This is a genomic window from Alphaproteobacteria bacterium, from assembly GCA_020638555.1.
In the GTDB taxonomy this organism is placed as follows: Bacteria; Pseudomonadota; Alphaproteobacteria; order Bin95; family Bin95; genus JACKII01.
Map to the genome: position 1 here is coordinate 19,337 of JACKII010000004.1, position 20,349 is coordinate 39,685.

Below are 20,349 nucleotides of genomic sequence, written 5' to 3' on the forward strand. Positions count from 1 at the left end.
AATGCCCCCCGACCGACCGATCCGGTGTGTGGCGATAAACGGAATGAGTGACCGAATGACTGTTGGCCGTCTATTAGACGAAGTTTTAATATGTGACCGTCGCCTGGTCGTCGCAAGCTTGGTGGCGGGTTTGGCACTAACATCGTGCGCGCCAGAGGGCAACTCTGTCGCAGGCAGGGTGCAGTCGGTCGCCGACTGGATGAACAACACGCCGCCGGCGCCCGCCGTACCGGAATGGCGTCTCAGCAAGCGCCCCGGGCTGGAGAACGCACCCTATCCGAAGCTCAGCGACGTTCCGCCCCGGCCCGCCAACCTGCCCACGCCCGCCTCCACCCAGGCGACCGTCGACACCCTGAAGCGCGACAACGCCAAAACCGGAACCGAAACCGAAGACCGCGCAACCGGCGTCGCGCTCGGCGGCCCGAAGCCCGCCAAAATCGCACCTTTGGAGATCCCCGGCGTCGGCGTGGTGGGCAAATACGGCGTGCGCTGACCCGCCCTCGAACCCTGGCGTTTTCGCCCGCCATCGCCCAGGGTGGAGTTTTCGGTTGACCCCGCTTCGCCAGTCGAGGATCAACTGCAAACGCCGAATGCAAACACCGGCATTGGGCCTGTAACGAAAAGCCCCTATCTTTTCGCTACCAACAACCCCTTTCAACCTCGAAGCGCGATTCCCGCCATGTCTGCCCTGACTGACCGCCTGGAACAACAGTTCCACAAGATCAAGCGTCTGCCCCCGTATCTGTTTGCGGAGGTAAACGCTATGAAGGCCGCGGCCCGGCAGGCCGGCGAGGATATTATCGACTTCGGCATGGGCAATCCGGACCAGCCGACGCCGCCGCACATCGTCGAGAAGCTACGCGAGGCGGCGCTGAACCCGCGCGCCCACCGCTATTCCACCAGCAAGGGCATTCCGGGCCTGCGCCGGGCGATCAGCGCCTATTACGAGCGGCGCTTCAACGTCTCCATCGACCCGGAGAGCGAGGCGATCGTCACGCTCGGCTCGAAGGAGGGCCTGGCGAACCTGGCCCAGGCCATCACCTCGCCCGGCGACGTGCTGCTGGTGCCGAACCCCAGCTATCCGATCCACCCGTTCGGCGCGATCATCGCCGGCGCCTCGCTGCGGCACCTGCCGGTGGCCGACGGCTATGATTTCATGACCGAGTTGAAGCGCGCGGTGCAGCACAGCGTGCCGAAGCCGGTCGGCCTGATCATCTGCTATCCCTCCAACCCGACCGCCAAGGTGGTGGACCTGGATTTCTATGCCGAAGTGGTGGATTTCTGCCGCTATCACGGCATCTGGGTCGTGAGCGACCTGGCCTATGCGGAAATCTATTTCGACATCGACCCGCCGCCCTCCATCCTGCAGGTGCCGGGCGCCAAGGATATCGCGGTCGAGTTCACCTCGCTCTCGAAGACCTATTCCATGCCCGGCTGGCGCATCGGCTTCTGCTGCGGCAACCCGCTGCTGATCGCCGCCCTGGCGCGGGTCAAATCCTATCTGGACTATGGCGCCTACACGCCGATCCAGGTGGCGGCGACCGCGGCGCTGAACGGGCCGCAGGACTGCGTCGAAGAGATCCGGCAGATGTACAAGAGCCGCCGCGACGTGCTGGTCGAGAGCTTCGCCCAGGCCGGTTGGAACGTGCCGCCGCCGCCCGCCAGCATGTTCTGCTGGGCGCCGCTGCCGGAGGGCTTCAAGGACATGGGCTCGATGGAATTCGCCAAGCTGGCCCTGACCGAGGCCAAGGTCGCGGTCTCGCCCGGCGTCGGCTTCGGCGAATACGGCGAGGGCTATGTGCGGTTGGGCCTCGTGGAAAATCGCCATAGAATCCGGCAGGCTGCGCGCAATCTGAAGTCGTTCCTGGCTAAAGGGCCGCAAGCCCGGATGGCCAAAGCCGCGGAGTAAGCGGATGAAAGCCCCGTTGAAAATCGCCGTCGCCGGCCTGGGCACGGTCGGCGCCGAAGTCGTGCGCATCCTGTCCCGCGATGCCGATCTGCTGGCCGCGCGCGCCGGCCGGCCGCTGGTCGTGACCGACATTTCGGCGCGCAACCGCAGCCGCGACCGCGGCGTCGACCTCTCGCATTATGCCTGGCACGACGACGCGGCGGCCATGGCCTCCAGCGCCGATGTCGATATCGTGGTCGAGTTGGTGGGCGGCGCGGACGGACCGGCGCACAGCATCGTGCAAAACGCGCTGGCCGCCGGTCATGACGTAGTGACCGCCAACAAGGCCATGCTGGCCAAGCACGGCGTCGAACTCGCGGCCCAGGCCGAGCGCGCCGACAAGGTGCTGGCCTTCGAGGCCGCCGTCGCCGGCGGCATCCCGATCGTCAAGGCCCTGCGCGAGGGGTTGGCGGGCAATCGGGTGTCCGGCATTTACGGCATTCTGAACGGCACCTGCAATTTTATCCTGACCACCATGCGCGAGACCGGCCGCAGCTTTGCCGACGTGCTGAAGGAGGCGCAGGACCTGGGCTATGCCGAGGCCGACCCGGCCTTCGACATCGACGGCAACGACGCCGGCCAGAAGCTGGCGATCATGGCCAGCATCGCCTTCGGCATCCCGGTCGACGAGGGCGCGGTGTATCTGGAGGGCATCACCTCGCTCTCCGCCGACGACATCGCCTTTGCCGAGGAGTTGGGCTATCGCATCAAGCTTCTGGGCATCGCCCGGCGCACCGAGGCGGGCATCGAACAGCGCGTGCACCCGGTCATGATCGACCGCAACTCGCCGCTCGGCCAGATCGAGGGCGTGACCAATGCGGTGGAGGTGGCGGGCTCTGCGGTCGGCACGGTCGTGCTGACCGGCCCCGGTGCCGGCGCGGGGGCGACGGCCTCGGCGGTGGTGGCCGACCTGGTGGATATCGCCGCCGGCCGGCGCACGCCCACCTTCGGCGTGCCCTACACCATGCTGAAGGGCGCCACGCCCGCGCCGATGGACGAGGTGGTCAGCGCCTACTATCTGCGCCTGATGGTCTGGGACCGTCCGGGTGTCATCGCCGGCGTTACCAGCGTTCTGGGCCGGCACAGCGTCAGCCTGGAATCCATGTTGCAGCGGGGCCGCAATCCGGGCGAGGTCGTGCCGGTGGTGATGGTCACGCACGAATGCCGGGAAGCCGCCATGCGCGCCGCCCTGGCCGAGATCGCGGACCTGGACGCGGTGGTCGAACCGCCGACGCTGATCCGCATCGAAGGCCTCTAAGCCTCTAAAAAGACACCAAACAGGAAAGAAACAAACATGAGTGGGATGAACCATCTTCTGGCGCTGGAAGCCGTGCGCGTGGCCGAATCCGCGGCGCTGGCCGCCTCGCGCCTGGTCGGGCTCGGCGACGAAAAGGCGGCGGATCAGGCCGCCGTCGACGCCATGCGCACCGCTCTGAACGAACTGCCGATTTCGGGCCGCGTCGTCATCGGCGAGGGCGAGCGCGACGAGGCGCCGATGCTTTATATCGGTGAGGAAGTCGGCGCCGGCGGCCCCAAGGTCGACATCGCGCTGGATCCGCTGGAAGGCACCACCATCACCGCCAAGGCCATGGCCGGCGGCCTGGCCGTGCTGGCCTTTGCCGAGCATGGCAAGTTCCTGCACGCGCCCGACGTCTATATGGACAAGATCGGCGTCGGCGGCGGCCTGCCGGCCAATGTGGTCGACCTGGACGCCAGCCCGGCGGAAAACCTCGCCAGCCTGGCCAAGGCCAAGGGCTGTCAGGTTTCCGACCTGGTCGCCTGCATCCTGGACCGGCCGCGGCACGAGGAACTGATCGCCAAGACCCGCGAGGCCGGCGCGCGCATCGCGCTGATCACCGACGGCGACGTCTCCGGCGTGATCGCCACGACGGTCGCGTCCAGCGGCATCGACATTTACATGGGTTCCGGCGGCGCGCCGGAGGGCGTGCTGGCGGCGGCGGCACTGCGCTGCATCGGCGGCCAGTTCCAGGGTCGCCTGCTGTTCCGTAACGACGACGAGCGCGGCCGCGCCCGGCGGGTCGGCGTCACCGACCTGAACCGCAAATACACGATGGAAGAGCTGGCCAGCGGCGATGTGATCTTCGCTGCCACCGGCGTCACCACCGGCACCATGCTGCGCGGCGTGAAGCGGATTCCGGGCGGCGCGGAGACCCAGTCGATCTCCATGGTCTCGGCCACCGGCACCGTGCGCACCATCACCGCCACGCACCAATTCGCCCACAATCCGCGCCTGGCGCGGTTTGCATAAGGCTGCGTCCGAGATACCCTTGGCCGGAGCGGGGCAGTCCCCGCCCTGCCCCGCCTTGGATGACACCACGCCATGACCGGGTTTGCGCTCAACGTCTCGCGGTCCCTCGCCGGCAAGCGCTGGCTGTGGCGGAGCGTCGACCCGCGGCTGGCGCAGACGATCAGCCAGCGGAACGGCCTCTCCGAGCTGGCGGGCCGGCTGCTGGCGCCGCGCGCCGGCTCGCTGGAGGGGGTGACGGACTATCTGGAGCCGAAGCTCCGCCACCTGCTGCCCGACCCTTCCACCTTTCTCGGCATGGACGAGGCAGCGGCGCGCACGGCGGAGGCGGTGGTTCGCGGCGACAAGATTGCGCTGTTCGGCGACTATGACGTCGACGGCGCCACCTCCACCGCGCAACTGGTGCGCCTGCTGCGCTCTGTCGGCTGCGAGCCGCTTGTGCATATCCCCAACCGGCTGACGGAGGGCTATGGCCCCAACATCCCGGCGCTGGAGGCGCTGGCCGCCGCCGGCGTGCGGCTGGTGATCTTCCTCGACTGCGGCACCACCGCCTTCGCGCCGCTGGAAGCGGCGGAGCGCCTGGGGCTCGACGTCGTCGTGCTCGACCATCACACGGCCGAGGCGGCGCTGCCCCCGGCCCTGGCTCTGATCAACCCGAACCGGCTGGATCAGGAGCCGGGCTTCGGCCAGTTGGCGGCCTGCGGCGTCACCTTCCTGTTCTGCGTCGCCCTGAACCGGGCGCTCAAGGCCGCCGGCCGGGCGCCGCAACTGGACCTGATGCGCCTGCTGGATCTGGTGGCGCTGGGCACGGTCTGCGACGTGGTCCCGCTCACCGGGCTGAACCGGGCCTTCGTCCAGCAGGGGTTGAAGGTGATGGCCGGGCGCCAGAACAGCGGCCTCGCGGCGCTGGCGGATGTGGCCGGGGTGAAGGACAAGCTCACCGCCTATCATCTGGGCTTCCTGCTGGGGCCGCGCATCAATGCCGGCGGACGGCTGGGCGATTCCTCGCTGGGGGTGCGGCTGCTGGCGTCGGACGATCCGGCCGCGTGCTGGCCCATTGCCCAGCAACTCAACGAACTGAACGCCGAGCGCAAGGCGGTCGAGGACGCGGTGCTGGAAGACGCCATCGCCGCCGCCGATGCGCAGGAGGCTCCGCTGGTGCTGGTGGACGGTGCGGGCTGGCATGCGGGCGTCATCGGCATTGTCGCCAGCCGCCTGGTCGAGCGCACCGGCCGCCCCGCCTTCGTCATCGGCTGGGAGGAGGACGGCACCACCGGCAAGGCCTCAGGCCGTTCGGTGGCCGGCGTCGACCTGGGCAACGCGGTGATCGCGGCGCGGCAGGCGGACCTGCTGCTGGCTGGCGGCGGCCACGCCATGGCCGCGGGCTTCACGGTCGCGCGGGAGAAGTTGGCCGACCTGCACGCCTTCCTGAACGAGCGCCTGGCGGAGGCCATCGCACAGGCCCAGAAAGAGGCCGCGCTGACGCTGGAAGGCGCGATCAGCGTGGAGGGCGCCAACGCGGCCCTGGCCGACATGGTCGAGCAACTGGGCCCCTACGGACCCGGCAATGCCGAACCGCGCTTCGTGGTCCAGGCCGCGCCCATCGCCTTTGCCGACACGGTGGGCGAAAGCCATGTGCGCGCCCGCCTGGGCGGCAGCGGCCGGGGCAAGCTGAAGGCCATCGCCTTCCGCGCCCGCGACACCGCGCTCGGCCAGGCGCTGCTGTCGGCACAGGGCCGCCCGCTGCATCTGGCCGGACGCCTGCGCCGCGACCGTTGGACCGGCGGCGATGCGGTGGAACTGCACGTGGAAGATGCCGCTTGGCCGGAGTAGGCGGTTGCGCCAAACTGCCAAGCCATGAGCGAAAATCCCAAACATTGCCTCGTCATCGGCGTCGGCCCCGGTACCGGGCTGGCGGTGGTCCGGCATTTTGCGGCCGAGGGCTACCGCGTCTCCATGATCGCCCGCCATGCGGGCCGGCTGGAAAGCTGGGAACGGGAGATCCCGGGCACCAAGGGCTATGCCGCCGACATCGGCGAGACCGAAGCCTTCGTCGCCACGCTGCGGCGCATTGCCGAGGACCGCGGCAGCCCCGGCGTGGTGATCTACAACGCCACGCTGGCCTCCCGCGGCACCTATGAAGATATCGCCATCGCGGATTTCGAGCGCAATTTCCGCGTCAACGCCGCCGGCCTGCTGGCAACGGCGCAGACGCTCTGCCCGGCCATGGTGGAGCGCGGCGACGGCGCGCTGATCTGCACCGGCAACACCGGCGCGCTGCGCGGCAAGCCCAGTTATATCGGCTGGACGCCCACCAAGGCCGCCCAGCGCATGGTGGCGGAAGCGCTGGCCCGCGACCTGGGGCCGAAGGGCGTGCATGTGGGCTATGTCGTCATCGACGCGGTGATCGACATGCCCTATGCGCGCAAGCGCTGGCCCGACTTTCCCGACGACTTTTACGCCAAGCCCGCCGATCTGGCGGCGGAGATCTACCATCTCGCCCACCAACCGCGCTCGGCCCGGACATTCCTGCTGGAACTCCGCCCGTTCGGCGAAAATTGGTGAGTTGCGACCGGAACCCTTCACCGGAACACACGACCGGAGCCCCCGCCATGAGCGACACCGTTACCAGCGACCCCATCACCATCGACACCGGCGCCCCCACCCTGCTCTGCGAAATCCGCGAGCGGGTGGCCATCATCACCCTGAACCGCCCGGAAGTGCGCAACGCCATGGGCGACGAGATCACGCCCTTCATCCGCGAACAGATCCGCGAGCGCGGCCGCGACGACCGGGTCGGCGCCATCCTGCTGACCGGCGCCGGCACGGCCTTCTGCGCCGGCGGCAATGTGAAGGGCATGGGGGCCAACCGGGCCAAGACCATGACGCCCGCAGAACGCATCGCCGACCTGAAGGCCCGCGAGCGCGGCCTGACCGGGGCGTTGCGCGCGGTGCGCAAACCCACCATCGCGGCCCTGCCGGGCGCGGCCGCCGGCGCCGGCATGGCGCTGGCGCTCGCCTGCGACGTGCGCATCGCCGCCGAGAGCGCGTTCCTCACCACCGGCTACCGCAATGTGGCGCTTTCCGGCGACTATGGCATTGCCTGGATGCTCTGCCAGTTGGTGAACGCCGCCAAGGCGCGCGAGCTCATGTTCACCGGCCAGCGGGTGCAGTCCGCCGAAGCGCTGGCGCTCGGCCTGGTCAACCGGGTGGTGCCGGATGCGGAGTTGCGACAGGCCGCGTTCGACTGGGCGCGGGAGATGGCGAGCGGCCCGGCCGCGGCCATCGCCGCGATGAAAGACAATCTGGACGACGCCCCGACCATCAGCTTCGACCAGGCGCTGGACCGCGAGGCGGAGCGGCTGATCCCGCTCCAGGCGCATCCGGATCACCTGGAAGCGGTGCGGGCCTTTGTCGAAAAGCGCAAGCCCGTGTTCAACCAGGGCTGACCTAAGCCCGGCCCGCCACGCCGGAGAGGGCGGCCGGGTCGACACCCAGCTTGGCGAGCGCCCGGGTCCATTTGGTCTCCAGGTCCGGGCTGAACAGGATGTCGTCGTCGGCGTCAGACACGAGCCAGCCATTGGCCTGGATTTCGCTTTCCAACTGCCCCTGGCCCCAACCGGCATAGCCGAGGGCCAACAGCCGCCGGCGCGGCCCCTCCCCGCCGGCGATGGAGCGCAACACCTCCACCGTGGCGGTCAGGATCACGTCGTCGGTGACGCGGACCGAGCCTTCCTGGAAATAGTCGCGACTGTGCAGCACGAAGCCGCGCCCGCTCTCGACCGGGCCACCGTTTTGCACCGTCAGCATGTCGCCGGGCGGCGGCTCGATCTCCAATTGCTCCAGCAATTCATTGAAGGTGATGTTTTCGGCTTCCTTGTTGACGATGAGTCCCATTGCCCCTTCATCGCCATGGGCGCAAAGAAAGACCACCGACCGGGCGAAACGCGGGTCGCCCATGTGCGGCATCGCGATGAGAAAGCGGCCGGTCAGCGAGGCGTCGGAAGCGGATTTGGATTTCGACATGGCCTGAAGTTAGGCGGCTCGCCCCGCCATCGCAAGAGCGAGCCGGTACCGCAAATTGTCGTGAGTACGGGATGACCTGAGCCTGCCCGACCTTATGTTTATGCCCAAGTCCCCAGACCGACGAATGACCGGACTCGTTGCCATGCCTCTGCGTTTTGCCATCCTCCTGATTGCCCTGCTCGCCGCGTTCCCGCCTGTCGGCGGGCGGGCCTGGGCGGCGGCGTCGGACTGGGCCAGCAGCGCGGAGGCGCGGGCACGGCTGGTCTCGGCCACCACGGCGGTGGGAGAGCAGGATCACCTCCGTCTGGGCCTGGAAATCGCGTTGCAACCGGGCTGGAAGACCTATTGGCGCTCGCCAGGCGAAGGCGGCTACCCGCCGCGGCTGGACTGGGCGAAGTCGGACAATCTGGCGGGGGCGGAGATTTCCTGGCCGGCGCCGAAGCGGTTCCAGATTCTGGGCATCGACAGCGTCGGCTATGAAAAGCACGTCATTTATCCGCTGACCGTCACGCCCGAGCGGGTCGGCGAGGCCATGGTGGCCCGCCTCAGCCTCGACTACCTGACCTGTAGCGATATCTGCATTCCCCAGCACGCCGACCTGAGCCTGACCCTGCCGGCCGGCCCCGCCGCGCCCAGTGCCGAGGCGTTTGCGCTGGACCAGGCGCGGGGGCGGATTCCGGGGCCGGCCGTGGCGGGCATGGCGCTGACCAGCGCCCGCCTGGAGCCGGGCCAAGGCAAACGCTGGTGGCTGGACCTGCAAACCGGCGCGCCGCTGCAACAGCCCGACGCCTTTGTCGAGGCCGCCGACGACGCCTTTGCCTTCGGTGCGCCGGAACGGCTGGGTCCGACGCGCCTGCGGCTGCCGGTGCTCTACGCCGACACCGATCCCAAGGCCCTGGTCGCCACGCCCGTCACCGTGACCGTGACCGACGGCCAACACGCCTTTGAACAGACGGTGACGGTGGCCGCGGGCGGCGCGCCCGACACCGGCGTCGGCGACTGGGGCCTGATCCTGCTGGTTGCGCTGGCCGGTGGGTTGATCCTGAACCTTATGCCCTGCGTCCTGCCCGTGCTCTCGATCAAGGTGCTGAGCCTGGTCAAACACGGCGGCGGCGAGCATGGCGCGGCCCGTGCCAGCTTCCTTGCGACGGCGGCGGGAATCCTGGTGAGCTTCGGCCTGCTGGCCGCCGGCGCCATCGGCCTGCGGGAGGCCGGCGTGGCGGTTGGCTGGGGCATGCAGTTCCAGGAAGCCTGGTTCATCGCCTTCATGGCGCTGGTCTGCGTGCTGTTCGCGGCCAATCTCTGGGGCCTGTTCGAGGTGCCGATGCCGGCGGCGTTCGGACGCCTCGGCCATGGCCAGGGCGGCGCGTTCGCGACCGGGCTGTTCGCCACATTGCTGGCCACCCCCTGCTCGGCTCCGTTCGTCGGCACCGCGGTCGCCTTCGCACTGGCGCGCGGCTGGGTGGAGACGCTGGCGATTTTTCTGGCGATGGGCGTGGGCCTCGCCCTGCCCTATCTGGCCATTGCCGTCTGGCCGCGCTTTGCCACGCGCTTGCCCAAGCCCGGCCGCTGGATGGTGCGGCTGCGCGCGGTGCTGGGCGTGGCGCTGGCGGCGACCGCGGTCTGGCTCGGTACCATCCTGCTGGCGCTGAACGGCGTGGTCGCTGCTGCGGTGCTGGCCGGGGTGGCGGTGGTGATGCTGGTCTGGCTCTGGCAGGTGGCCGCCCGCTGGCGGCTGCCGGGGGCCGTGCTGATGCTGCTGGCGGGCGTTGCCCTGCCGGCCGCCCTGCCTTCGGCTCATCCCGCAGACACGGCCGCAAAGACGACGGGCGTCTGGCAGCCGTTCAGCCAGGACAGGCTGGCTTCCCTGGTGGCGGACGGAAAAACCGTGCTGGTCGACGTGACGGCGGACTGGTGCATCACCTGCCAGGCGAACAAGGCAGCGGTGCTGAACCGCGGCGAGGTGGCGGCGATCCTCGCCAGCGGCAAGGTGGCGGCGCTGAAAGCCGACTGGACCCGGCCCGATGCCGCCATCCAGGCGTATCTGGCCAGTTTCGGGCGCTATGGCATCCCGTTCAACGCCGTCTACGGACCCAAGGCACCGAACGGCATCCCCCTGCCGGAACTGCTGACGGAAGGCGCCGTGATGGACGCCATCGGCGCCGCGGCACGCTGAGGCGACCGACCACGACTGCGCCCCGGCCGTCAGCCCAGATAGTCGCCGCTGTTCACGTGCAGCACCTGGCCGGTGATGCGCCGGGCCGCGTCGCTCGCCAGGAACACCGCCGCATCGGCGATGTCCGCTGCCTCCACCAGGCCCAGCGGCATGCTGGCCCCCTTGGCGGCAATCTCCACCTCGGTCATGCCGAAACGCGGTTGCGCGGTGTCGGTGAGGCCGGGAGCGATGGCGTTGACGCGAATGCGATGCTCGGCCAGTTCCTGGGCCATGCCGCGGGTCAGCCCCAGCACTCCGGCCTTGCTGGCCACATAATGCGTGCCGCGGGGCGAGCCGCGATAGGCCGCGCCGGATGACAGGTTGACGATGGCACCGGGACGCCCCGCCGCCACCATCCGCCTTGCCGCCGCCTGCGCCATGACGAAGCCGCCGCGCAGGTTGACGTTCAGCACCCCGTCCCAGTCCGCCTCGGTCAGATCGAGGAAGGGCGTGCGCGGAAACACCGCCGCGTTGTTCACCAGGATCGAGACGCCGCCCAGCGTCTCCGCCGCCTCCAGCAGGGCGTCGATGGCGGCCCGGTCCGTGACCGAGCCCTGTACCAGCACCGCCTCGCTGCCGGCGGCGCGCACGTCGGCGGCAACCGCCTCCGCACCCGCCCGGTCGTCGAGCCAGTTCACCACCAGCTTCGCTCCGGCCCGGCCGAAGGCGCGGGCAATGGCGGCGCCGATGCCCTGCTGTGCGCCGGTGACAATGGCCACCCGGCCAGCCAGGGACTCACTCATAGGTGCGGGTATCCTCGATCACCTTGCCGTCGTTCGGCAGCGAGCCGACGGCGACCAACTCCACCTCGGCCCGAATGCGGATTTCGGCGTCGATGGTCTTGGCAATGGCGTCGGCCAGACCCTCGGGCCGGCTCTCGACCTCGGCCTTGAAAACCATGGTGTCGCGACGGTCGACATTGCCGATCACGATCCGCGCCCGCTGCACCTGCGGGTGCTGCTTGACCACGTTGGCGACCTGGTTCGGACGGACGAACATGCCACGAACCTTGGTCGACTGATCGGCACGCCCCATCCAGCCCTTGATGCGCGGCGCCGTGCGGCCGCAGGGCGAAACGCCGGGCAGCATGGCGGAGAGGTCACCGGTGGCAAACCGGATCAGCGGATAATCCTTGTTCCAGATCTGGGTGACGACCACCTCGCCCACCTCGCCTTCGGCCACGGGCTCGCCGGTACCGGGGCGGACGATCTCGACGATCATGCCTTCGGAGAGGATCATGCCCTCCATCGCCTGGCTCTCGTAAGCGACGATGCCGAGGTCGGCGGTGCCGTAATTCTGCACGCAAGAGACGCCGCGGCCGATGATCTCCTGCCGCAGCGAAGGCGGCAGCGCGCCGGCGCCGACCAGCGCCTTGGTCATGCTGGAAATGTCGACGCCCAGTTCGTCCGCCTTGTCCATGATGATCTTCAGGAAGTCGGGCGTGCCCATGAAGCCGTTGATGCCATACCAGTGGATCGCCTCCACCTGCCGGTCGGTCTGGCCGACGCCGCCCGGAAACACGGCGCAGCCCAGCGCGCGCGCCGCACTGTCGGTCAGCAGGCCCGCCGGCGTGAAATGATAGCTGAACGTGTTGATGAGTGTGTCGCCCTTGCGGAAGCCCGCCGCGAACAGCGAGCGCGCACCGCGCCACCAGTCATGGCTGCGGCCCTCCGGCTCCGCAATCGGGCCGGGCGAGAGGAACAGGTGAAGCATGTCGCCCGGCGGCAGCGCGTTCATGCCGCCGAACGGCCGGTTCGCCGCCTGCGCCTCGATCAGGTCGGACTTGTAGGTGACGGGGAGTTGTGCCAGCGCCTCGCGGCCGGTGATATCCGCTGCCTGCACATTCTTCAGCAACTCCCGGAAATACGGCGTCTTTTCCTGAGCGTGCGCAATCTGGCGGGGCAGTTCCGCCAGCAAGGCGGCCTCCCGCACCTCCGGCGGTTGAATCTCGTAAGTGTCGAAAAATTCGCTCATCGGCCGCTTCCTCCGGGCAACGCATCGGTCGGTGCGGAGTGTAGCGGCTAGGCTTCGCACCCGCCAGCGAACACGCGAGCGACGTGGTCAGGAAACGAAGCGCAACCCGCCGACGGGGGGAAGGTCGACCGACTCCGGCGCCCCCAATGGCAGCACGGGGTCTCCCTTCAGGCGGGTCAGTTCCGGCTTCGCGAAATGATAGCCTTGCAGATAGGTCACCCCGGAGGCTGCCAACAGCATGGCGTCCTGGGCGGTTTCGGCACATTCGGCCACGGTCTCGAACCCGCATCCCTGGGCAAGCCCCAGCAGAGCCTTGAAGAACAGGAGGTTTTCGGGTTGCTCGGCGAGGCGGCCGGTAAACAGCCCGTCGATCTTGACGATATCGACGGGCAGGTCCTTCAAGTGCCGGAACGAGGTCGTGCCCGCGCCGAAGTCATCCAATGCCACCCGCGCCCCGGTCGAGCGCACCGTCTCGACGAAGTGCTGGGTGGTCTCCAGATCGCGGATGGCGGCGGTTTCGGTGATCTCCACGATCAGGCGGCGCATGATGCCCGGCGTGGCATGGCTCAGCAATTGCAGCCGCCGCAGCCAGGCGGCATCGCCGGTGGTATGCCCGGAAACATTGATCGCCAATGTGACGTGCCTATCGGAAGAAAGCTCTTTAATCGACTGTTCCAAAACGAAATGATCGATTTCACGGATTAGCCCCATATCCTCGACCAAAGGGATGAACTGCGCCGCGGCGATCAGGAAATCGTTCGGAGTGCGAATGCGCAACAGGCACTCGTAGAAGGCCGGGCGATGATCGTTGGAGCGCACCACGGGCTGGTAGGCGAAGGTGAGCCGCCGCGTCTGCACCGCCTGTTGCACCCGTGCCACCAGGGCGAGGTCGCGCCGATGGACCGCCCGCTGGTCGGCGGAGAGGGCATAGAGTTCGAACTGGTTGCGGCCCCGCGCCTTGGCGCCCGCCAGGGTGAGGTCGGCGCGGGCCATGGCCTCTTCGGCGCTACAGGCCGCGGCCGGAAACACCACCGCCCCGACCGAAACCGTCAGCAGCAACCGGTCGCGATCGGCCAGGGGTTGGTCCGCGAACGAGCGCACCATACGCTCGGCCAGTGCCAGGGCGCTGTCCTCGTTCGCGCCGCCGACGACAATACCGAAACTGTCGCCGCCGGCCCGACCGAGTTGAACGCCGGCCCCCAGCAACTGATAGAGCCGTTCCGCCACCGCAACGAGCACGCCATCGCCGGTGCGGTGGCCATAGGCATGGTTGAGCATGCCGAACTGGTCGATGTCGACCACCAGATAAGCGCCGCTGCCGCCCGCGTTCAGCGCATTCTCCACCGCCAGCTTGAGCCCTTCGATGAGGCGGCGGCGGGAAAAGCAGCCGGTCAGCGGATCGTAGCCGGCATTGCCGTCGCGCGCCGCCAGCTCGGCCTCGCCCTCGCTCAGGACGGCCAGCTCACCTTCCAGCACCCCGGCGTCGTCCGCTGGCGCCAGGCGCTCGCGCACCCAGATCGGCCCCGCAGCGGTGGCGAGGGGGAAGCGGCTGAACACCGGCATCTCGTCGACGCTGGAGCGGTCCGCGACCTCGGCCCGCCGCGCCTGTTCGTCGGCCGGCAGCAACGCCCAGAACTCCCGGCCACGCTCCGGCATCGGATCGGGCAGCCAGTCGCGCCAGCCGTCCGGCAGGTCGGGCCACTCCAATCGGTCGCTGGCCGGATCCCAGCGATAGCGAGCCAGGGCGGACGGAGCGGCGGCGTTGACAGTCGGCTGAGCGCACATGGGACCATCCCTACTGGTAGAGCCAGGTGCCCATGCGCCGGCGACTGCGCATCGGGCTTCATGTCATCCGGCAATCTGCTGATAAGTCAGGGAGTTAACCGAGATGGCTCAGATGGAACGCGAGGAAAGCCAATGTCGCCTGCGTCCATCCGGCTCCGTTGTACGGACGGTCCGTTTAAAGTGGCGTTAGCGGAAAAGGTGAACGGCCGGCCGCGAACCGGCTCGGCCGTTCGGGGAACCCGTCTTAATCCAGCGTGCGCAACACCTTGCGCAGGGTTTCCACCATCACTTCGATATGGCTGGGCTCGGCGATCAGCGGCGGCGAGAAGGCCAACACGTCGCCGGCGAGACGAATATAGACGCCCGCCTCATAGGCTTTGAGGAAGGCATCGTAGCCGCGCTTGCCCGGCGCGCCCTCGGCCGGGGCCAGTTCGACCGCGGCCATCAGGCCGATATTGCGGATGTCGATGACGTGCGGCTCGCCCTTCAGGCTGTGCACCGCATCCTGTAGCACCGGGACCAGATCGTTGCCGCGGTTGAACAGGTCCTCTTCCTTGTAGACGTCCAGCGTCGCCAGACCGGCCGCCACCGCCAGGGGGTGGGCGGAATAGGTGTAGCCGTGGGCGAACTCGACCGCCCATTCCGGCCCCTGCATCATCGCGTCGTAGATCTCGCGCTTCAGCACCACGCCGGAGGCCGGGACGGTGGCGTTGGTCAGGCCCTTGGCGATGGTCATCATGTCGGGGGTGATGCCGAAATACTCGCTGGCAAACGCCTTGCCGAGCCGGCCGAAGCCCGTGATGACCTCGTCGAAAATCAACAGGATGCCGTGCTTTTCGGTGATCGCCCGCAGCCGCTCCAGATAGCCCTTCGGCGGCACCAGCACGCCGGTGGAGCCCGCCACCGGCTCGACGATGACGGCGGCGATGGTGGACGGGTCGTGCAGGGCGCAGATGCGCTCCAGGTCGTCGGCCAGATGCGCGCCCCAATCCGGCTGGCCCTGGCTGAATGCCATTTCCTTCAGGTTGTGGGTGTGCGGCAGGTGGTCGACATAGGGCAGCATCGCGCCGAACATTTTCCGGTTGGCGCTGATCCCGCCGACCGAGATGCCGCCGAAGCCGATGCCGTGATAGCCGCGCTCACGCCCGACGAACCGCACCCGCTGCCCCTCGCCGCGCGCGCGGTGATAGGCCAGGGCGATTTTGAGAGCGGTATCCACGGCTTCCGAGCCGCTGTTGGCAAAGAACACCGACTCGAGCCCCTCGGGCGCCAGCGCCGCGACGCGCGAGGCCAGTTCGAACGCCGCCGGATGCCCCATCTGGAAGGTCGGCGCGAAATCCATGGTGGCGACCTGGGCCTGCACCGCCTCGACGATTTTCTTGCGGCCGTGGCCGGCATTGACACACCACAGCCCGGCCGAGGCGTCCAGGATCTGGCGTCCGTCCTTGGCGGTGTAGTACATGCCTTCGGCGCTCACCAGCAGGCGCGGCGCCTTCTTGAACGAGCGGTTGGCCGTGAAGGGCATGAACCAGGGGTCGAGGTCGTTGGTGTTGGCGTGCGCGATTGACGCAGCGGTAACAGTCTCGGCAACCATGGTTATCTCCTCTGGCCGAATCGGTTTAATTGAAACGGAAGCTATCACACGCTTCGCGCGGCCGGAACGGGTGCCGGGTGCGACAATCTCAGAGCCGGAACCCGCCGAATACCGGCACAATATCTAGATTTCCACAGATATCTGACCACCAAGGGTAGAGAAGGGCTGGCAAGCTTGCGCAGCATCTCGTAGCTTTGCGGCGTCAGGTCGCTAGATATAGCGGCCGTCCGCAAACCCTGGAGGTCACCGCGATGAGTTGGACAGACACTCAAGTCGCCGAGTTGCGCAAGCTTTGGTCGGAGCCGCACACGGCCGCACAGATCGGACGCAAGCTCGGGGTCTCCAAGAACGCGGTCATCGGCAAGGCCTACCGGCTGGGACTGCCGCCAAAACGGGGCGAGCGCCAGAAAGGCCCGCGCCTGGTCGCCACCAGCCCGGCGCTCTCCACGCCGCGCAGTTGCGCCTGGCCCGTCGGCGATCCGACCAAGGCGGATTTCCATTTCTGCGGATCGGCGGTCGTCCCCGGCCGACCCTACTGCGCCGAGCATTGCGCCGTCGCCTATACCCACTACCGCAACGAGGCGGAAGCAACTGCGGCGACGGAAAAGGCGGTGAAGGAGGCGGTCGCTTAGGCGACCGTTTTTTTTCGAGGCCCCTGCCCGTTCGAAGTCCTTGTCAGTGCTTGTCAGTCCGCCGCAGGTTCGAACCGTCGCAAGGTTGCAGGCCGACAAATCTGCTAGCAATACCGTCGTAGCAACCGTCTGTTCCCAGACAAAGGATATTGCGATGCGTACGATACTGGCAGCGGCCCTGGCGGGCCTTGTGCTTTCCGCCGGCGTTGCTCATGCGGGCGATCCGGACAAGGGCAAGTCCGTCTTCAACAAGTGCAAGTCGTGTCACATGATCGGGCCGAACGCGAAAACGCGCGTGGGTCCGGAACTGAACGGCATTGTCGGCCGACCGATGGGCTCGGTCGAGGGCTTTCACTATTCGAAGGAATTGAAGGAAATGGGCGAGGCCGGCGGCGTCTGGGACGCTGACAAGCTGAACGCCTATATCAAGAAACCGAAGGCCATGATTCCGCACGGGCGCATGCCGTTCCCCGGCCTGGCCAACGACCAGCAGCGCGACGACCTGGTCGCCTATCTGAAGCAGTTCGCCGCGGACGGTTCGCAGGCGCAATAGCCTTCCACCGTCGGCCGGCGCATTCCGGCAGAGGCCCGAGAGCGGCGCCCGATCCTTCCGGATCCGGCGCCGCTCTCCTTTGAAACGGCCCGAGTTTGAAACGGCCCGACGGCTTAACCCTCGCCCTTCTTGGCGAGGGTTTCGACGGCGTGTTGCAAGGCCGCGATGCGCTCGCGCAGGTCGGCGATTTCTTCGCCCCCCTCCGCTTTCGGCGCAGGCGGCGGTTCCGGTGGCTTGGTGGCATTGCCGCCCGCGCCGGCACCGGGGCTGAACATGCGCACGGCCTGATCGAACAGGGCCAGTTGCTGGCGCTGCATCTCTTCCAGGGCCGGCGGCATCATTCCGCCGAAAGACGAGCTGACCTGGCGCTGCACCTCCTGCTGGTGCCGGGCATACCAGCCCATCGCCGTTTCGAGATATTGCGGCAGCGTCCAGCGCATATTGTCTTCGTACATGGCAATGATCTGACGCAGGAAGCTGATCGGCAGCAGGTTCTGGCCGCGACTTTCCTCCTCGACGATGATCTGGGTCAGCACGGAACGGGTCAGATCCTCATGCGTCTTGGCATCGATGACCCGGAAATTGATGTCCTCCTGCACCATCTTGCGCAAATCTTCGAGCGTCACGTAACTGCTGGTCGATGTGTTGTAGAGCCGCCGGTTGGCGTATTTCTTGATAATGACGTCATCCGATGCCGAATCGCTCTTCGGGCGTTTCTGGGGCATAAACATGGCCTCCTGGGTGCCGCTCGTCCGCAGAAGTGCATTGAGCATCTGCACAATTCTTCAATACCCGTCTTGGCCCCGCCCCTCAAGAGTGCCAAAAATCCATGCACCGCATTGCGCCCGCGGTCGCGATGGCGCAACTAGTTGAATCATGGCCGCCCGACCGACCGAACCGCCCCGTCCTCTCCGCGTTGGCCCACGCCCGCTGTGGCTGCATCTCGGCACTGCGGCAATGACATGGAGCAGCGCCGCCCTGCCGGCCGCGCTGTGGGTGAGTGCGCTGCGCGGCACCGATCCGGCGGTCGAATTGCCGACCATGATCGAACTTGCGACCAATCGCTACCAGCGTCTGGTCACCGGCATCGCCGCCTATCAGACCCACCCCTATCGCCGCATGGTCGCCGAGCCGCCGGTGCTCTGGCAGCGCGAGGGGCTGCGACTACTTGACTACGGCCATCCGGACAATCCGGCAGCGCCGCCGCTTCTGATCGTGCCCTCGCTGATCAACCGCCACTACATCCTGGACCTGCACGAAGACCAGAGCTTCGTCCGCTTCCTGGCCGATGCGGGCTATCGGCCGCTGCTGGTGGCGTGGGACGGGTTCACGCACTCCGCGACTCCGGTCACGGTCGAAGACTGCATCACGGCCAAGCTGGAACCCGCCCTGGCGGCGGTGCGGGCTGCGACCGGCCGCCCGGCCGTGCTGCTCGGCTATTGCCTGGGCGGGTTGTTGACGCTCGCGCTGGCCGGCCGGCGGCCCGAGGACGTGGCAGCCCTGGTGTTCATGGCAACGCCCTGGGACTTCCATGCCGGCCATTGCCGGCTGGCCCGGTCGGCGGGGCAGGCGCTGGCCCTGATCGAGCCGGTGCTGCAACTGATCGGACGGATGCCGGTCGATGCGGTGCAGACGCTGTTCTATGCCATCGACCCATTCCAGGTGATCGAGAAATTCCTGCGCTTTGCCGAAATCGACCCGGCCTCGACCGAGGCCACCCGCTTCGTGGCGCTGGAGGACTGGCTGAACGACGGCCTGCCGCTGGCCGCCCCGATTGCGCGCACGCTTTTGGGCGAATGGTACGGCCAGAACGCGCCCGCCCAGGGGCGCTGGTCGATCGAGGGGCGCACGGTAACGCCGGAGGCCCTGCCACACCCCGCCTTCGTCATGCTGCCCCGCCGCGACCGGATCGTGCCGCCCGCCAGCGCCGCCGCCCTGGCCGCCGTCCTGCCGCGGGCCGAATCGATCACCGTCGACGCGGGCCATATCGGCATGGTATCCAGTCGCAGGGCGCCGGATACGGCCTGGCAGCCGCTGCTGCACTGGTTGCAGAAGACCATTGCGACCGACGCCCGGTAGCGCGGCGAGTCGCGCATTGTGCACTGCAACATGATGCCGTACCGTCGAGGTCACCGTTCCACCGTCCCCGGGAGGGAGAAGTGCCTATGAGTACCGATGTCGTTATCGCCCATGCTGCCCGCACCCCGATTGGAACCTTCGGCGGCGGCCTGTCCTCGCTGGCTCCGGCCGAGCTTGGCACCATTGCCGTGAAGGAAGCGCTGTCGCGCGCCGGCGTCGCGCCGGAGGACGTGTCGGAGGTGATTCTCGGCCATGTGCTGACCGCCGGCCAGGGCCAGAACCCCGCCCGCCAGGCCTCGATCCGCGCCGGCCTGCCGGACATGGTGCCGGCCTACACCATCAACCATGTCTGCGGCTCCGGCCTGAAAGCGGTCGGGCTCGCCGCCCAGGCGATCCGCGCGGGCGACAGCAGCATCGTCGTCGCCGGCGGCCAGGAGAGCATGAGCCAGGCGCCGCATGCCACCTATCTGCGCACCGGCACCAAGATGGGCGACACGTCCATGGTCGACACCATGATCCGGGACGGCCTCTGGGATGCCTTCAACGGCTATCACATGGGCAACACCGCGGAGAACGTGGCCGAGAAATACCAGATCAGCCGCGAGGAGCAGGACGCCTTCGCGTGCGGCAGCCAGAACAAGGCGGAAGCGGCGATGAAAGCCGGCCGTTTCAACGACGAGATCGTGCCGGTCACCATCAAGACCCGCAAGGGCGAGACCGTCGTCGCCGCCGACGAGTTTCCGCGCCACGGCACCACCGTGGAGGCGCTCGCCAAGCTGCGCCCGGCCTTCACCAAGGATGGCTCGGTGACCGCCGGCAATGCCTCCGGCATCAATGACGGCGCCGCGGCGCTGGTGATGATGAGCGCGGCGGAGGCGGAAAAGCGCGGCGTGCAGGGGCTGGCCCGCATTGTCTCCTTCGCCCAGGCCGGCGTCGACCCGGCGTTGATGGGCACCGGCCCGATCCCCGCCACCCGCCGCGCGCTGGCGCTGGCCGGCTGGACGGCCGATGACCTGGACCTGATCGAAGCGAACGAGGCCTTCGCCGCCCAGGCGCTGGCGGTCGGCAAGGACCTGGGCTTCGACCCGGAGAAGCTGAACGTCAACGGCGGCGCCATCGCCCTCGGCCACCCGATCGGTGCCTCCGGCGCGCGCGTGCTGACCACGCTGCTGTTCGAGATGCAGAAGCGCGATGCCAAGAAAGGCCTCGCGACGCTGTGCATCGGCGGCGGCATGGGTGTGGCCATGTGCGTGGCGCGCGACTGATCCCGGCCCTAT

General features: G+C 67.9%; 18 protein-coding genes. 12 read left to right on the plus strand and 6 right to left on the minus strand.

Features of this window, described 5'->3' with window-relative positions; translation table 11 throughout:
- The first annotated feature begins 43 nt into the window (after positions 1-43).
- The 7 genes from H6844_14065 to H6844_14095 all read left to right on the plus strand — a co-directional run bounded on the left by H6844_14065 (position 44) and on the right by H6844_14095 (position 7,663).
- Complete coding sequence (locus H6844_14065; protein ID MCB9930524.1) at positions 44-493, plus strand: hypothetical protein; 450 nt, start codon at positions 44-46, stop codon at positions 491-493.
- A gap of 186 nt (positions 494-679) precedes the next feature.
- Positions 680-1,909 (plus strand): LL-diaminopimelate aminotransferase, encoded by a 1,230-nt coding sequence (locus H6844_14070; GenBank protein MCB9930525.1) that lies wholly within the window; start codon positions 680-682, stop codon positions 1,907-1,909.
- Positions 1,910-1,913: 4 nt separating this feature from the next.
- Entirely contained in the window at positions 1,914-3,206 is a 1,293-nt protein-coding gene (locus H6844_14075; GenBank protein ID MCB9930526.1) for a homoserine dehydrogenase, read from the plus strand.
- 45 nt (positions 3,207-3,251) lie between these two features.
- Entirely contained in the window at positions 3,252-4,217 is a 966-nt protein-coding gene (glpX, locus tag H6844_14080) for a class II fructose-bisphosphatase (GenBank protein MCB9930527.1), read from the plus strand.
- Positions 4,218-4,289: 72 nt separating this feature from the next.
- Positions 4,290-6,047 carry a single-stranded-DNA-specific exonuclease RecJ gene (recJ, locus tag H6844_14085; GenBank protein ID MCB9930528.1) on the plus strand — a complete coding sequence of 586 codons (1,758 nt, stop codon included), beginning with the start codon at positions 4,290-4,292 and terminating at the stop codon, positions 6,045-6,047.
- A 24-nt stretch (positions 6,048-6,071) separates the two neighbouring features.
- Entirely contained in the window at positions 6,072-6,779 is a 708-nt protein-coding gene (locus tag H6844_14090) for an SDR family NAD(P)-dependent oxidoreductase (protein MCB9930529.1), read from the plus strand.
- Between the two features lie 47 nt (positions 6,780-6,826).
- Positions 6,827-7,663, plus strand: coding sequence for an enoyl-CoA hydratase/isomerase family protein (locus H6844_14095; protein MCB9930530.1), 837 nt, complete (start codon positions 6,827-6,829; stop codon positions 7,661-7,663).
- Position 7,664: 1 nt separating this feature from the next.
- Here the strand turns inward: H6844_14095 and H6844_14100 are convergent, their stop codons facing one another.
- A complete protein-coding gene (locus H6844_14100; GenBank protein ID MCB9930531.1) occupies positions 7,665-8,240 on the minus strand; it encodes a YqgE/AlgH family protein in 576 nt (191 codons plus the stop codon).
- A gap of 142 nt (positions 8,241-8,382) precedes the next feature.
- On the opposite strand from H6844_14100, the gene H6844_14105 reads away from it, so the two are divergent.
- Positions 8,383-10,416 (plus strand): thioredoxin family protein, encoded by a 2,034-nt coding sequence (locus H6844_14105; protein MCB9930532.1) that lies wholly within the window; start codon positions 8,383-8,385, stop codon positions 10,414-10,416.
- Between the two features lie 29 nt (positions 10,417-10,445).
- Here H6844_14105 and H6844_14110 read toward each other — a convergent pair whose 3' ends face one another.
- The 4 genes from H6844_14110 to H6844_14125 all read right to left on the minus strand — a co-directional run bounded on the left by H6844_14110 (position 10,446) and on the right by H6844_14125 (position 15,808).
- Positions 10,446-11,198 carry an SDR family oxidoreductase gene (locus tag H6844_14110; protein MCB9930533.1) on the minus strand — a complete coding sequence of 251 codons (753 nt, stop codon included), beginning with the start codon at positions 11,196-11,198 and terminating at the stop codon, positions 10,446-10,448.
- Positions 11,191-12,429 (minus strand): AMP-binding protein, encoded by a 1,239-nt coding sequence (locus tag H6844_14115; GenBank protein ID MCB9930534.1) that lies wholly within the window; start codon positions 12,427-12,429, stop codon positions 11,191-11,193. Before H6844_14115 ends, H6844_14110 begins: the two co-directional genes overlap by 8 nt.
- Positions 12,430-12,516: 87 nt before the next feature.
- The gene (locus tag H6844_14120) at positions 12,517-14,214 is read right to left on the minus strand and encodes a bifunctional diguanylate cyclase/phosphodiesterase (protein MCB9930535.1); all 1,698 of its coding nucleotides are present in this window, start codon (positions 14,212-14,214) and stop codon (positions 12,517-12,519) included.
- 244 nt (positions 14,215-14,458) lie between these two features.
- Positions 14,459-15,808, minus strand: a complete 1,350-nt coding sequence (locus H6844_14125; GenBank protein MCB9930536.1) for an aspartate aminotransferase family protein — start codon at positions 15,806-15,808, stop codon at positions 14,459-14,461.
- Positions 15,809-16,059: 251 nt separating this feature from the next.
- Here H6844_14125 and H6844_14130 point away from each other — a divergent pair, with 251 nt between their 5' ends.
- Both H6844_14130 and H6844_14135 read left to right on the plus strand, forming a co-directional pair.
- Complete coding sequence (locus H6844_14130) at positions 16,060-16,440, plus strand: global cell cycle regulator GcrA-like protein (GenBank protein ID MCB9930537.1); 381 nt, start codon at positions 16,060-16,062, stop codon at positions 16,438-16,440.
- A gap of 154 nt (positions 16,441-16,594) precedes the next feature.
- Positions 16,595-16,993, plus strand: a complete 399-nt coding sequence (locus H6844_14135; GenBank protein MCB9930538.1) for a cytochrome c family protein — start codon at positions 16,595-16,597, stop codon at positions 16,991-16,993.
- Between the two features lie 113 nt (positions 16,994-17,106).
- On the opposite strand, the gene phaR is transcribed toward H6844_14135, so the two are convergent.
- Positions 17,107-17,718, minus strand: a complete 612-nt coding sequence (gene phaR / locus H6844_14140) for a polyhydroxyalkanoate synthesis repressor PhaR (protein ID MCB9930539.1) — start codon at positions 17,716-17,718, stop codon at positions 17,107-17,109.
- Between the two features lie 151 nt (positions 17,719-17,869).
- Between phaR and H6844_14145 the strand changes: the two genes are divergently transcribed.
- A complete protein-coding gene (locus tag H6844_14145; GenBank protein ID MCB9930540.1) occupies positions 17,870-19,072 on the plus strand; it encodes an alpha/beta hydrolase in 1,203 nt (400 codons plus the stop codon).
- A gap of 86 nt (positions 19,073-19,158) precedes the next feature.
- Positions 19,159-20,337 (plus strand): acetyl-CoA C-acetyltransferase, encoded by a 1,179-nt coding sequence (locus tag H6844_14150; protein ID MCB9930541.1) that lies wholly within the window; start codon positions 19,159-19,161, stop codon positions 20,335-20,337.
- Positions 20,338-20,349: the final 12 nt, after the last annotated feature.